The organism is Modestobacter italicus (genome assembly GCF_000306785.1).
Lineage (GTDB): Bacteria > Actinomycetota > Actinomycetes > Mycobacteriales > Geodermatophilaceae > Modestobacter > Modestobacter italicus.
In genome coordinates this window covers 845,779-859,066 of sequence record NC_017955.1, presented here as the reverse complement: position 1 = coordinate 859,066, position 13,288 = coordinate 845,779, and the positions used below count along the sequence as shown (strand labels likewise).

General features: G+C 76.6%; 13 protein-coding genes. 12 read left to right on the top strand and 1 reads right to left on the bottom strand.

The genetic code is table 11. The annotated features are described in order from the left end of the window. Nucleotides 1-83 precede the first annotated feature (83 nt). Nucleotides 84-557 carry a YflT domain-containing protein gene (locus MODMU_RS04145; protein WP_193375760.1) on the top strand — a complete coding sequence of 158 codons (474 nt, stop codon included), beginning with the start codon at nt 84-86 and terminating at the stop codon, nt 555-557. Nucleotides 558-618: 61 nt separating this feature from the next. Here the strand turns inward: MODMU_RS04145 and MODMU_RS04140 are convergent, their stop codons facing one another. Then, nucleotides 619-1,437, bottom strand: a complete 819-nt coding sequence (locus MODMU_RS04140) for a TrmH family RNA methyltransferase (protein WP_014738919.1) — start codon at nt 1,435-1,437, stop codon at nt 619-621. 174 nt (nt 1,438-1,611) lie between these two features. Between MODMU_RS04140 and MODMU_RS28070 the strand changes: the two genes are divergently transcribed. From MODMU_RS28070 to MODMU_RS04090, 11 genes are all read left to right on the top strand, one after another. Next, nucleotides 1,612-2,079, top strand: a complete 468-nt coding sequence (locus tag MODMU_RS28070) for a type IV toxin-antitoxin system AbiEi family antitoxin domain-containing protein (protein ID WP_014738918.1) — start codon at nt 1,612-1,614, stop codon at nt 2,077-2,079. Between the two features lie 9 nt (nt 2,080-2,088). After that, complete coding sequence (locus MODMU_RS28065; protein ID WP_166503394.1) at nt 2,089-2,652, top strand: hypothetical protein; 564 nt, start codon at nt 2,089-2,091, stop codon at nt 2,650-2,652. Between the two features lie 90 nt (nt 2,653-2,742). Continuing rightward, complete coding sequence (locus MODMU_RS04130; RefSeq protein WP_014738916.1) at nt 2,743-3,690, top strand: NAD(P)/FAD-dependent oxidoreductase; 948 nt, start codon at nt 2,743-2,745, stop codon at nt 3,688-3,690. Between the two features lie 48 nt (nt 3,691-3,738). Beyond that, nucleotides 3,739-4,782, top strand: coding sequence for a hypothetical protein (locus MODMU_RS04125; protein ID WP_014738915.1), 1,044 nt, complete (start codon nt 3,739-3,741; stop codon nt 4,780-4,782). A 77-nt stretch (nt 4,783-4,859) separates the two neighbouring features. Continuing rightward, nucleotides 4,860-6,932 (top strand): putative bifunctional diguanylate cyclase/phosphodiesterase, encoded by a 2,073-nt coding sequence (locus tag MODMU_RS26725; RefSeq protein ID WP_083869664.1) that lies wholly within the window; start codon nt 4,860-4,862, stop codon nt 6,930-6,932. Between the two features lie 88 nt (nt 6,933-7,020). Then, the gene (locus MODMU_RS04115; RefSeq protein WP_014738913.1) at nt 7,021-7,746 is read left to right on the top strand and encodes an ABC transporter ATP-binding protein; all 726 of its coding nucleotides are present in this window, start codon (nt 7,021-7,023) and stop codon (nt 7,744-7,746) included. Further along, nucleotides 7,743-8,510: an ABC transporter permease gene (locus tag MODMU_RS04110; protein ID WP_014738912.1), complete on the top strand. Its 768-nt coding sequence runs from the start codon at nt 7,743-7,745 to the stop codon at nt 8,508-8,510. Before MODMU_RS04115 ends, MODMU_RS04110 begins: the two co-directional genes overlap by 4 nt. Before the next feature lie 65 nt (nt 8,511-8,575). Further along, nucleotides 8,576-9,145: a TetR/AcrR family transcriptional regulator gene (locus MODMU_RS04105; protein ID WP_014738911.1), complete on the top strand. Its 570-nt coding sequence runs from the start codon at nt 8,576-8,578 to the stop codon at nt 9,143-9,145. 11 nt (nt 9,146-9,156) lie between these two features. Next, complete coding sequence (locus MODMU_RS04100) at nt 9,157-9,900, top strand: ABC transporter ATP-binding protein (RefSeq protein ID WP_014738910.1); 744 nt, start codon at nt 9,157-9,159, stop codon at nt 9,898-9,900. Then, nucleotides 9,897-10,583 carry an ABC transporter ATP-binding protein gene (locus tag MODMU_RS04095; RefSeq protein ID WP_014738909.1) on the top strand — a complete coding sequence of 229 codons (687 nt, stop codon included), beginning with the start codon at nt 9,897-9,899 and terminating at the stop codon, nt 10,581-10,583. The genes MODMU_RS04100 and MODMU_RS04095 overlap by 4 nt, the downstream gene beginning before the upstream one ends. Continuing rightward, entirely contained in the window at nt 10,580-13,225 is a 2,646-nt protein-coding gene (locus MODMU_RS04090; protein ID WP_014738908.1) for an FtsX-like permease family protein, read from the top strand. Before MODMU_RS04095 ends, MODMU_RS04090 begins: the two co-directional genes overlap by 4 nt. Nucleotides 13,226-13,288: the final 63 nt, after the last annotated feature.

Genomic DNA, 13,288 nt, shown 5'->3' with positions numbered 1-13,288 from the left:
GCACCGGTCGGTCGTCCAGGTGGACGCGTCCGGCGGTCGGGTCCTCCGGCCACCGGCAGACCGGTACGGGACGGGAGACGGACGTGTCAGCATCGGTGTCCATGCCGCTCGGCGGCGTGCAGGTGGGGTCCTACGAGAACTACCAGCAGGCACAGCGGGCGGTGGACCACCTGTCCGACCAGAAGTTCCCGGTCGAGAACGTGACGATCATCGGCAGCGACCTGCGCCAGGTCGAGCGGGTCACCGGCCGGCTGAGCTGGGGCCGGGCGATCGGCGCCGGCGCGGCCAGCGGCGCCTGGTTCGGGCTCTTCGTGGGCCTGCTGCTGGGCATCTTCGCCACCGACGGCGGTGACTGGATCGGCTCGGTCCTCAGCGGCCTGCTGATCGGTCTGGTGTTCGGTGCCGTGTTCGGTGCGGTCGGTTACGCGGCGTCCCAGGGCAAGCGCGACTTCACCAGCACCAGCCAGATCGTCGCCGGTCGCTACGACGTGCTATGCGCCCCGCAGGTCGCCGAGCAGGCCCGCGCCGAGCTGGCCAAGCTCTCCCTCCGCGGCTGACGGCCCCCTGCAGGGTCCCGCCGCGAGCCTGCGAGCGGTGGGGGGGCAGGGGGTCCTTCCGCTAGCGCAGCGTGGCGAAGGCGACCGCCGCGGCTGCGGCGACCCCGAGCGAGTCGACGCCGCTGCGCATCGGGATCCGGGCGCGCACCCGGGCGGCCTGCTGCGCCTCGCGGGTGAGCCCGGGCCCCTCGGCGCCGAGCAGCACCGCGGTGCGGGGGTGGGCCCGGGGGTCGACGTCGCCGACGTCGACCGCGTCGTCGGCCGGGGTGAGGGCGACGGTGCAGTACCCGGCCTCGTGCAGCCGGTCCAGCCCGCCGGGCCAGTCGCCGAGCACCGCGATCGGCAGCGTCAGCACGTGCCCCATCGAGACCCGCACGCACCGCCGGTAGAGCGGGTCGGCGCAGTGCGGGTCCAGCAGCAGCCCGTCGATGCCGAGCGCGACCGCGGACCGGGCGATCGACCCGATGTTCTCGTGGTCGTTGAGCCCCTCGAGCACCGCGAGCCGCCGCGGTGCCGCCGGGTCCGGGCCGGCGATGAGCGCGTCCAGGTCCGGCGGCGGCAGCCGGTCGGCCGAGGCGAGCACCCCGCGGGTCAGCCGGAAGCCGATCAGGTCCGAGAGCACCCACTTGTCCGCCTCGTACGCGGTGACCTCGGCCGGCAGCTCCAGGGCGGCGACCCGGCCGGGGATCCCGATCACGCTGCGCACCGGGTACGGCGAGGCCAGCAGCCGCTGCACCGCGGGGACCCCCTCGACGATGACCGGCCCGGTGCCCCGTTCGGTGCCCGGCCGGCGGTCGCCGGCCACCAGGTCGCGGAAGTCGGCCACCCGCTCGTCGGTCGGGTCGGTGATCAGCTCGGGCGCGGGCACACCGACGATCATCCCCGCCCCTCCCCCGCCGACCACGGCCCGGGATCAGGAGAGCTGACCATCATCGCTCCTGGCTCACCGCAAGTCCTGAGCCAGGAGCAACGGAGCTGAGCCAGGACACCGTTGCTGTCCACAGATCGCTCACGGGCCGCCGACACGCGGCATCGCATCCAGCAGGGTCGACTCGTGCACCCTCTGCTCCGCGAAGCCGCCGACCGCCACCGCGGGGTCTTCACCGCGGCCGACGTCCGTCGTGCCGGTCTGGTCCCCGTCGACGTGCAGTCGGCGCTGCGCCGTGGCGAGTGGGACCGCCTGCGGCAGGGCGTCTACGTCGAACGGGCCGTCCTGCGCGACGCCATCGCCCGTGGCCCCGACCACCGGCACCTCCTCGACTGCGTCGCCGTGCTGCTCTGCCTGGGCGGACGCCCAGCGCTGAGCCGCGCATCGGCCGCCAGGCTGTCCGGTCTGCTGGTGCCCTCGGCCGCCGTCGAGGCAGCTGTCTCGTTGACCGACGAGGTGCAGTGGCGCCAGGGCCGCGGGTACACCGTCATGCGCGCCGGGCTGCCGGCGGACGACGTCCTGTCGAACGGGGCCGTCCGGTGGACGGGACCGGCCCGCACCCTGGTCGACTGCGCCCGGGCGTGGTCTCTGTAGGACGCCGTGGTGGCGATGGACGCAGCGCTGCACGACGAGCTCCTGACCCACGACAACCTGCGGGAGGCGGTCCTCCGGCAGACCCACTGGAACGGGATCGCCGCGGCGGCTCGGGCAGCCGGGCTGGCGAACGGCCGCGCGGAGTCACCCCTGGAGACCCTGGGGCGACTGCGCATCCTGGGCAGCGGCCTGCCGCTGCCGGAGCTGCAGATGGACCTGCACGGGCCGCGCGGCTTCGTCGGGCGGGTGGACGCCTGGTACGAGGACGCCGCGGTCGCCGTCGAGTTCGACGGCCGGGTCAAGTACGAGGACCCGTTCGGTGGTCGCACGGCCGCCCAGGTGCTCTGGGACGAGAAACGGCGGGAGGACGCGATCCGGGATCTCGACGTCCGGGTGCTCCGCGTCGTCCCGGCTGACCTCCGGGGCCCCTGGCCCGACCGGCTCCGTGAGCTGCTCCAAACACGTCCGACGGGGCCACGCACCGTCCGCGCCGTCTCGGGCGCGGTGCAGCCGCGGCGTGCTGGCGACCGTCCGGGCTCAACTCTGTTGCTCCCAGCTCACGAGATGAAGTGAGCCAGGAGCAAGGACGATCACCTCTCCTAATCCCCGGCCGGACCGGGGCTCGCCGCGCGCGATCACGTCGTGCCCCGCAGGATCGGCGGCGTGGACAGCGCGCGCAGCACGGTCGTGGTCGGTGGCGGGATCTCCGGGGTGGCCTGCGCCCGGGCCCTGGCCGACCGGGGCGTGTCGGTGCGGCTGGTCGACCGCGGGCGCCGGCTCGGCGGGCGGATGGGCGGCCGGACGCTGCACGGTCGGCCGGTCGACCTCGGCGCCTCCTACCTGACCGCGGGCGAGGGCTCACCGTTCGCGCCGGTCGTCGAGGACTGGGTCCGGCGCGGCCTGGCCCGGCCGTGGACCGACACGTTCACGGTGGCGGGCCCGGGCGGCATCGAGCGGACGACGTCCGGCCCGGTCCGCTACGGCACCCCCGGCGGGCTGCGCAGCCTGGTCGTCGACCTCGCCACCGGGCTGGACGTCGAGCTGGGGCGCGCGGTCACCTCGGTGACCCCCGGCCCGCAGGTCGACGGCGAGGCGGTGGCCGCGGTCGCGCTGGCCATGCCCGATCCGCAGGCGGCCCGGCTGCTGGCGTCCGACGACGTCCCGGACGCCGGCTGGCAGCCCTCGCTGGCCGTCGCGCTGGGCTGGCCGGACCGGCGCTGGCCCGCCGACCTGCACGGCGTCTTCGTGCACGACTCCCCGGTGCTGGAGTGGGTGGCCGACGACGGTGACCGGCGCGGTGACGCCGCCCCGGTGCTGGTCGCGCACACCACCCCGGCGTTCGCCGCCGAGCACCTGGCCGACCCCGACAGCGCCGTCCCGGCCGTGACCGCGGCGGTCCGCGCGCTGCTGGGCATCGACGCCGACCCCGGGTGGAGCCACGCGCACCGGTGGAGCTTCGCCAAGCCCGCCGCCCCCCGGGAGGCCCCCTTCGCGCTGGCCGACGGCGTCGGCCGGTGCGGCGACGGCTGGTGCGCGCCGTCGAAGGTGGAGAGCGCGTGGCGGTCCGGCGACGCGCTGGGCCGGGCGCTGGCCGGCGCCCCGCCCACCTGACACCCCCCGCTCGCCCCCGCCCGACACCCTGAGACGAGGAGACCCTGCGTGCCCGGCGGTTTCACGCCCCCACCCGGCCCGGCGGAGGCCGGCGTCGAGACCGAACGCTCGGCGGGCTCCCCCGTCGCCGCGCTGGCCCGCGGGGTCCTGGTCCCGGCGCTGGTGGCCACGGTGATCGGGCTGGCGTTCGTGGTGGTGTTCCTCGACGCCTTCCACGCGCCGGTGCCGCACGACCTGCCGGTCGGCGTCGTCGGCAGCACCGCGCAGGTCGAGCAGGTGCGCACCGCGCTCGACCGGGCCGCCCCGGGCGAGTTCGCCGTCACCCGGCTGACCGACGAGGCCGCCGCCCGCTCCGCCGTCCTGCACCGGGACGTGTACGCCGCCTTCCTGCCCGGTCCGCCCGCGCGGCTGCTCTCCGCCGGCGCCAACGGCCAGGGCGTGACGATGACGGTGACCCAGGCGTTCGCCCCGCTCGCCCAGCAGGCCGGCGGGCAGCTGCAGGCCGAGGACCTGCGGCCGCTGGCACCCGGTGACACCCGCGGCCTGGGCATCTTCTACGGCGCCTTCGGGGTGGTGCTCGGCGGCTTCCTGTTCGGCATCCAGTCCTACTCCGCGGCGCCGAAGCTGCCGTTGCGCTGGCGGCTGGTGAGCATCGGGCTGTTCGCGGTCGTGTCCGCGCTGCTGGTCAGCTGGGCCGCCGCCGTCCTCTACGCCGCCGTCCCGGCCTCCTTCGGCACGGTGGCCCTGCTGGTCGGGCTGCTCGCGCTGTCGGTGGCCGCGACGGCGGCGCTGGTGCTGCGCACCATCGGGTCGGCCGGCACCTTCGTCACCTCGCTGGGGCTGGTGATCCTGGGCAACGCCACCAGCACCGGCAACCTCCCCGCCGAGTACCTGCCGCCGTGGCTGCACCCGCTGGCGGAGGTCCTCCCCCCGGGGGTCGCGGTGCGGGCGCTGCGCGGCACCACGTACTTCGCCGGCGACGGGGTGGCCCGTGCGCTGTGGGTGCTCGGCCTCTGGTCGGTGGTGCCGCTGGGGCTCATCGCCGTGCTCGACGCGGTCCGCCGCGGACGGGCCCGCCCCGCGTCCGGGTGACCGGCGCGCGCCCCTTCCGGGGGACCCGGCGACGACGGCGGGTCCAGCTGCGCCCGGCAGGAGCCGATGACCCGGGCATGCGGTGGACGAGTGACCCGGGGCACCCGCCCGTCCGGTGGTCGGTGTTCACCCGGCTGGCGATCGGCATGGCCGTGCTCGGCCTGGCCGTCGGTGCGGTCTTCCCCGTCTTCGCCGTGCTGCTCGGGGTGCCGGCGCAGTACGCGACCACCGCGGTCTTCCGCGCCGCCTGCCTGGCCGCCGGGCTGGTGCTCGGCGGGGCGAACTGGCTGCTCGCCCGGTCCGTCATCGGCACCCGGCTCCGGCTGCTGGCCGGCCGGATCGGCGAGGTCGCGCAGACCGTCGGCGACCCCGTCACCTCCGCGCAGGGCCCCGGCCGCCCGGCCGCCGACCTGGCGCTGCCGGTCGACTCCGCCGACGACCTGGGCAGCGCGGCCCGCGCCTTCAACGCCCTGCTCGTCGCGCTGGACCGGGAGCGCCGGTTCCGCTCGGTCGTGCACGCCACCAACGACGTCCTGGCCCTGCTCACCCCCGAGGGCCGGGTCGCCTTCGTCTCCGACTCGACCTCCGCGGTGCTCGGCTGGACCCGCGCCGAGCTGCTCGAGATGCACGCCGGCGACCTGCTCTTCGCCGAGGACGCCCACCTGTTCACCACCAGCGGCGCACCGATCACCCACGACGGCCAGCCCTCCCAGGTCTTCCTGGTCCGGGTGCGGCACCGGGACGGCGGGTGGCGGCACCTGGAGGTCAGCTCCTCCGACCGGCGCGACGACCCGGACATCGGCGGGCTGCTGCTGACCGCCCGGGACGTGACCGAGCGGCTGGAGCTGCAGTCCCGGCTGGCCCACCAGGCGACGCACGACGCCCTCACCGGGCTGCCCAACCGCGCCGCCGTCCTGGCCCGGGGCGAGGAGCTGCTGACCGACCCGGCCACCCCGTGCCGGCTGGCGGTGCTGCTGATGGACCTGGACCGGTTCAAGGAGGTCAACGACACCCTCGGGCACAGCTACGGCGACCGGCTGCTGGCCCAGGTGGGTCCGCGGCTGCGCCCGCTGGTCCGCGAGGTGGACATGGTGGCCCGGCTCGGCGGCGACGAGTTCGCGGTGCTGCTGCCGGACGTGACGGTGGCCGAGGCGCGGGCGGCGGCCGAGCGGCTGCACGCCGCGCTGGGCACGCCGTTCCTGGTCGACGGCCTCTCGCTGGACGTCGACGTCAGCATCGGCGTGGCCGTCTGCGGCGAGGGCGGCGCCGACGTCGGCACCCTGCTCCGGCAGGCGGACATCGCCATGTACGCCGCGAAGGAGAGCCACGACGGCGTCGCCGTCTACGACCCGCTCTCCGACGGCAACGACCGCAGCCGGCTGGTGCTGCTGTCGGAGCTCCGGCGCGGGCTGGCCGACGGCGAGCTGGTCGTCCACTACCAGCCGAAGGTGGCGCTGGGCAGCGGTCAGGTCGTCGGCGTCGAGGCGCTGGTGCGCTGGCAGCACCCCGTCCGCGGGCTGCTGGCGCCGGTGGACTTCCTCCCCGCCGTCGAGCGCACCGCGCTGATCGAGCCGGTGACCGACGCCGTCCTCGACCTCGCCCTGGCCCAGGTGCGCGCCTGGTGGGCCGCGGGCTTCCGGGTCCCGGTGGCGGTGAACCTGTCGGCGCGCTCGCTGGCCCGGCCGGACCTGCTCGGCCGCGTGCTGCAGCGGCTGCAGGCCCACGGCGTGCCCGCGGACCTGCTGCGGCTGGAGATCACCGAGAGCGCGCTGCTGGCCGAGCCGACCCGGGCCCGGGAGGTGCTCCGCAGCCTGCACGCCGCCGGTGTGCGGCTGTCGATCGACGACTTCGGCACCGGCTACTCCTCCATGGGCCACCTCAAGCACCTGCCGGTCGACGAGCTCAAGGTCGACCGCAGCTACGTGGCGGAGATGGTGACCTCGGCCGAGGACGCCGCCCTGGTCCGCTCGGTCGTCGACCTCGGCCACGAGCTCGGCATGACCGTCGTCGCCGAGGGCGTCGAGGACGCCGCCACCGCCGCCGCCCTGGCTGACCTGCGCTGCGACGTCGGCCAGGGCTGGCTGTTCGGCCGGCCCGGCCCGGCCGTCGACGTGACCGCGGTGCTCCGCGCCGGCGCAGCGGCGCGCTGACCCTCCTCGCGGCACCGCAGGGCCTTGCCGGGCCGGTCGAACTCATCTAGCGTTGAGTTCATCACCCGTTGAGTTGTCGGAGGTCGTCATGGACGCCGCTGTCACCGTCACCGACCTGGTCGTGCACCGCGGTGCGCGCCGGGTCCTGCACGAGGTGGGGTGCACCGTCCCGCCCGGCCAGGTCACCGGCCTGCTGGGGCCGAGCGGGAGCGGCAAGAGCACCCTGATGCGCGCCATCGTGGGCGTGCAGCAGGTGCGGTCGGGGCAGGTCACCGTGCTGGGCCGGCCCGCCGGCTCGGCCGAGCTCCGCTCGCGGGTCGGCTACGTCACCCAGGCCCCCAGCGTGTACGCCGACCTCACCGTCCGGCAGAACGTCCGGTACTTCGCCGCGCTGCACGGCCGGGGGGCCGCGGCCGCCGACGCCGCGATCGCCGACGTCGGCCTCACCGACGCGGCCGGCCAGCTCGTCGAGCAGCTCTCCGGCGGCCAGCGCGGGCGCGTGTCGCTGGCCTGCGCGCTGGTAGGCGAGCCCGAGCTGCTGGTGCTCGACGAGCCGACGGTCGGCCTCGACCCGGTGCTGCGGGTGGAGCTGTGGAGCCGCTTCCACGCCCTGGCCGACGCCGGGACGACGCTGGTCGTCTCCAGCCACGTGATGGACGAGGCCGCCCGCTGCGACCGGCTGCTGCTGCTCCGCGAGGGCCGGCTGCTCAGCGACTCCACGCCGGCGGAGCTGCGCAGCCGCGGCGGCACCGACGACCTGGAAGAGGCGTTCCTCCACCTGGTGCGGGAGACCCAGCAGGAGGTGGCGGCGTGACCACCGCCCTCAGCCCCGCGCTCACCACCGCCACCGCGGGCCGGGTGCTCCGCCAGCTCGGCCACGACCACCGCACGGTGGCGATGCTGCTGGTGCTGCCCAGCGCCCTGCTCGGCCTGCTGTACCTGATCTGGTCCGACGTCCCGACCGCCCCCGGCCAACCGGACACCTTCGACCGGGTCGGGCTGATCATGCTCGGCGTCTTCCCGTTCGTGGTGATGTTCCTGGTGACCAGCATCGCGATGCTCCGCGAGCGCACGTCCGGCACGCTCGAGCGGCTGCTGACCACGCCGCTGTCCCGCCCGGACCTGCTGCTCGGCTACGGCGCCGCGTTCGGCCTGGCCGCCGCCCTGCAGGCCGTGGTCACGGTGACGGTGGCGACGACGCTCTACGGCCTGGACGTCGCCGGACCGCTGGCCCTCGTCGTCCTGATCGCCGTCGTCGACGCCGTGCTCGGCGTGGCGCTCGGGCTGCTGGCCAGCGCCTTCGCCCGCAGCGAGTTCCAGGCCGTGCAGTTCATGCCGGTGATCGTGCTGCCGCAGTTCTTCCTCTGCGGGCTGCTCGTGGCCCGCGAGCAGCTGCCCGGCTGGCTGCAGGCGGTCAGCGACGCCCTGCCGCTGACCTACGCCGTCGAGGCCCTGCAGGAGGTCGGCCGCTCCGCGGACGCGACGGGCACCATGTGGACCGACGTCGGTGTCGTCGCCGGCGCCGCGCTGCTGGCCCTCGGGCTGGCGGCGGCCACCCTGCGGAGGAGGACCAGCTGAGCCAGCCCGGACGCCGCAGCCGGCCCTCGGGCCGGCGCCCCGGCAACCCCGGCACCCGGGAGGCGGTGCTCGCCGCGGCGCGCACCGCCTTCGCCGAGCGCGGGTTCGACGGCGCCTCGATCCGGGTGATCGCCGCCGCCGCCGGGGTCGACCCGGCGCTCGTGCACCACTACTTCGGCAGCAAGGACAAGCTCTTCCTCGCCGCGATCGAGGCGCCGGCCGACCCGGAGGAGCTGCTCCCCCAGGCGCTGGCCGGCGGGAGGGACGAGCTCGGCGCCAACGTCGTCCGGCTGCTGCTGCAGGTCTGGGACGGGCCGGCCCGCACCGCCGGGCTGGCGCTGGTGCGCTCGGCGGTCAACAACGAGTGGACCGCACGGCTGCTCCGCGAGTTCCTGGTCGCCAAGGTGCTGCGCCGGGTGGTCGGCACCCTCGGGCTGCCGAAGGCCGAGGGCGAGGCGCGCGGCTCGCTGGTGGCCTCCCAGCTCGTGGGGGTGGTGATGGCCCGCTACGTGCTGCAGCTGGAACCGCTCGCCTCGGCCTCCCCGGAGGAGCTGGTCGCGGCCATCGGCCCCACCGTGCAGCGCTACCTGACCGGCGACATCGTCCTCCCCGGCGGTGCCGCGACAGCCCTCTAGGCTGCCCGTCGATGACGAGCGCCGAGGGGTTCCGGTTCGCCGACGACCCGCTGTCCGCCCCGGTCTTCACGCCCGCGTCCGACACCGCTCCCGCCGCCGTCTGCCGCGGGGTGGGCAAGACCTACCGGACGGCGACCGAGCAGGTCCCGGCGCTGGTCGACGTCACCCTGGCCATCCCCCGCGCGCAGGTGACGGTGGTGGTCGGGCCGTCCGGGTCGGGGAAGTCCTCGCTGCTGCGGCTGCTCGCCTGCATCGACTCACCCGACGCCGGTGAGGTGCTCGTCGCCGGTCAGCGGGTCGACCGGTTGCGCCCCCGGGCCCGCCGTCGGCTGCGGCAGCGCCAGGTCGCCTACCTGTTCCAGCGGCCGGGCGAGAACCTGCTCCCCTACCTGGACGCCGTCGCCCAGGTCCGGCTCGCCGCGTCGCTGCGCGGTGCCCCGGTGACCGCGGCGGCCGCCCGGGACCTGCTGGACCGGCTCGGGCTGCGGGACCGCGCCGACCACCTGCCCGGGCAGCTCTCCGGCGGGGAACAGCAGCGGCTGGCGGTGGCCTGCGGCGTCGTCGGCGACCCGGCGCTGGTCGTCGCCGACGAGCCCACCGCCGAGCTGGACACCGCCGCCGCCGAGCGGGTGCTCACCGCCATGGAGGAGCTCGCCGCGGCCGGGGTGGGCTTCGTGCTCTCCTCGCACGACCCGCGGGTGATGGCCGTCGCCGACGGCTTCGTGCGGCTCGACCACGGCCGGGTGGTGCCGTGACCGGGCGGGTGCAGCCGACCGGCGGGCTGGTCGGCCGCGGGCTGGTCAAGCGCTACCGCCGCGGGGTGGAGACCGTCTCCGCCCTCGCCGGGGTGGACCTGCGGGTGGACGCCGGGGAGTTCGTGGCGCTCGTCGGCCCGTCCGGCTCGGGCAAGAGCACCCTGCTGGCGCTGCTGTGCGGCTGGGAGACCGCCGACGAGGGCGAGCTCCGCTACCTCGGGCCGCTGGGCGACCGCCGTCCGGAGACCTTCGGCTGGCGCGACCTCGCGCTCGTGCCCCAGGCGCTGGGCCTGGTGGGCGACCTGAGCCTCGCCGACAACGTGCTGCTGCCCGCCCGGCTGCGCGGCACGGCCGGCACCGAGGGACCCCGCGCCCGGGCGCTGCTGACCGACTTCGGCCTCGCGCACCTCGCCGACCGGTATCCCTCCCAGGCCTCGCTCGGCGAGCAGCAGCGGGCCGTCGTCGCCCGGGCGCTGCTGCTGCGCCCGGCGGTGCTGCTGGCCGACGAGCCGACCGCGCACCAGGACCGCGGGCACGCCGACGGGCTGCTCGACGCGGTCGTCGAGGCCGCGCGGGGCGGGGCCGCGGTGCTGATCGCCACGCACGACGAGCTCGCCTGGGCCCGCGCCGACCGGGTGCTGTCGATGCGCGACGGCGTGGTCACCGAGGGAGCGCCGTCATGAGCCGGCCGCCGCTGTGGCGGCTGGCCCCGTGGACCCGGGCGCCGCTGCTCGGGCTGCGCCAGCCGGCCGCCGTCCTCGCGGTGCTGGTGACCAGCGCGATCCTGGCCTGCGCGGTCGCCTCCGCGCCGCTGTTCCTCTCCTCCGCCCGTTCGGCCGCGCTGCAGCAGCAGCTCGCCGACCAGTGCGCCGAGGCCGGCTGGGCGCAGACCGGGTTCGACGCCGGACGTGCGGACCCGGCCGCCGACGCCGCGCTCGCCACCGTCTGGGCGGAGCAGGGGCGGACCAGCGAGCCGGTGCTCGCGACCGCGGCGCTGGTGGGCCGGGAGCGGTCCGCCGAGGGCGGCCTGGTCCGGACCGCCACCGGCGAGCCGGCCTCGCTGCCGGTCGCCGTCTACTACCGCCCCGACGCGCTCGCCCACGTCGAGGTGGTGGGCTCGCAGCCCGGGGACGGGCTGTGGCTGCCCGAGTCGTACGCGCGGACGGCGGGCATCGGCCTCGGCGACCGGATCACCGTGGCGGACGCCCCCGTGACGGTGGTCGGGCTCTACCGCGACCTGTTCAGCGTCGACGCCGGCGCCTACTGGTGCGACTACCGCATCCTCTACGCCAACGACATCAACGCCAACACCGCTCCCCCGGCGTTCGCGCTGGCCACCGACCCGGACACCTTCGCCGCGGTCTCGGCCGGCTACCGGGGGGTGCAGCAGCTCGCCCAGGTGCCGGTGGACGCCGCCGGACTGTCGGTCAGCGACGCCCGGGAGCTGCTGGCCGCCCAGGACCGGGCGCAGCGGCGGGCGTCCGCCCTGCTCGGCGCACCCGGCGATGCCGGGCTGGTCAACTCCCGGCTCGCCGACGCGGTCGACCGGGCCGAGCTGGTCGAGTCCGGGCTGCGCGGGCCGGTCGTGCCGGTCGCCGTCGCCGGGGCGCTGCTCGCGCTGGTCCTGGTGGCCGCGGCCGGCAGCTTCTGGGCCGACCGGCGGGCCACCGAGGTGCGGCTGCTGGCCGCCCGCGGGGTCGGGCCGGTGCCGCTGGCCGGCAAGGCGGCGCTGGAGCTGGGGCTGCCCGCGCTCGCCGGCGCCGCGGTCGGCTGGGCCGCCGCCCGGCTGCTCACCAGCGGGCTCGGTCCGGCCGACGACCTGGACCCCTCGGCCACCTCCGCCGCGGTGGCCGCCGCCGTCGCCGCCTTCGTGGTCGGGCTGGGGGCCGCCGCGGCCGTGGCCGGCCTGCGCGCCCGCGGGACGGCCGAGCGCCCGCTCGGCGCCGCCCCGCGGTGGCCCTCCCGGGTCCCGTGGGAGCTGGTGCTGCTGCTGGGTGCCGGGTGGTGCTGGCTGCTGCTGCAGACCCGCGACGCGGTGGTCAGCACCGGGGGCGTCGCGCAGGTCAACGGGCTGCTGGTCGCCTTCCCGCTGCTGGCCACCGCCGGCGCCGCGGTGCTGCTCGGCCGGCTGCTCACCGCGCTGCTGCCCCGGCTGCGGCGCTGGGCCGGGCACCGCTCCCCCGCCGTCTTCCTGGCGGTGAACCGGCTGGCCGCCGCCCGGCTGGCCACCGCGACCCTGCTCGTCGCGGTCACCCTGCCGGTCGCGGTGCTGGGCTACACCGCGACGCTCACCGCGAGCGCGCAGAAGACGCTGGACGCCAAGGTCGGCGTGCAGATCGGCGCCACCCGGGCGGTGCAGACGCTGTCCCGGTTCGCGCCCACCGCCGCGATCGACGAGGTCGGCACCTTCGTCGTCCGGTACGAGGGCAGCGCGACCGCGCCCGACGGGCAGGGCGACAGCGCCGGCCGGCAGGACGTCGCGGTGCTCGCCGTCGACCCCGCCGACTTCGCCGGCACCGCGTTCTGGGACGCCTCCTTCGCCGACGAGCCGCTGCCCGAGCTGATGGCCGCGCTGACCGGGCCGGAGGTCGACGGCCGGCTGCCGGTGGTGGCCGCCGGGCTGCCGACCGGGGACCCGCAGCTGCAGCTGGGCAGCGTCGCGGTGCCCGCCGAGGTCGTCGCCACGGCCCGGGTGCTGCCCGGCCGTCGGCTGGACGGGCCGGTGGTCCTGGTGGCCGCCGACCGGCTGCCGGAGATCGAGCGCACCGCCGGCGCCTCCCGCGCCGCCGAGATCTGGACCAACGGGCAGCTCGGCCCGGCGGTCGAGGCGCTCAGCGCGGCCGGCGGGGTCGGCTTCCGCGCCCTCGAGCCGGCCGGGGTGCTGCAGAGCGCGAACTTCCTCGGCATCACCTGGACCTTCGGCTACCTGTCGGCGCTCGCCGTCTTCGTCGGCGTCATCGCCGTCGGTGGGCTGCTGCTGTACCTGGAGGCGCGCTCCCGCAGCCGGGTGTCGGGCTACGTGATGGCCCGCCGGCTGGGGCTGAGCCGCGGGGCCCACCTGCGCTCGCTGCTGGTCGAGCTGGGCGGGGTGGCCGTCGTCGGGCTGCTGATCGGCGGCGTGCTGGCCGGCGGCGCGGTGGCGCTGGTCTACCGCCGGCTGGACGTCGACCTGGTGCGGCCGCCCACCCCGCTGCTGGACGTGCCCTGGACGGCGCTGGCCGCCAGTGCGGTCGTGGTGGTCGTGGTCGCCGCGCTGGCCGCGCTCTACGCCCAGCGCGCCGCCGACCGGGCCGACCCCGCAACGGTCCTCCGCCAGGACGCCTGACGGAGGACCACCAAGAGCACGCCTCTGGTGGGACGTGGCCCGCAGCGGGAGGGACCACGGACG

What these genes read in the sequence shown, in the direction of transcription:
- MODMU_RS04140 (WP_014738919.1), bottom strand. Translation starts at nt 1,437, where the DNA reads ATGATCGTCGGTGTGCCCGCGCCCGAGCTGATCACCGACCCGACCGAC.
- MODMU_RS26725 (WP_083869664.1), top strand. Translation starts at nt 4,860, where the DNA reads ATGCGGTGGACGAGTGACCCGGGGCACCCGCCCGTCCGGTGGTCGGTG.
- MODMU_RS04115 (WP_014738913.1), top strand. Translation starts at nt 7,021, where the DNA reads ATGGACGCCGCTGTCACCGTCACCGACCTGGTCGTGCACCGCGGTGCG.
- MODMU_RS04100 (WP_014738910.1), top strand. Translation starts at nt 9,157, where the DNA reads ATGACGAGCGCCGAGGGGTTCCGGTTCGCCGACGACCCGCTGTCCGCC.
- MODMU_RS04090 (WP_014738908.1), top strand. Translation starts at nt 10,580, where the DNA reads ATGAGCCGGCCGCCGCTGTGGCGGCTGGCCCCGTGGACCCGGGCGCCG.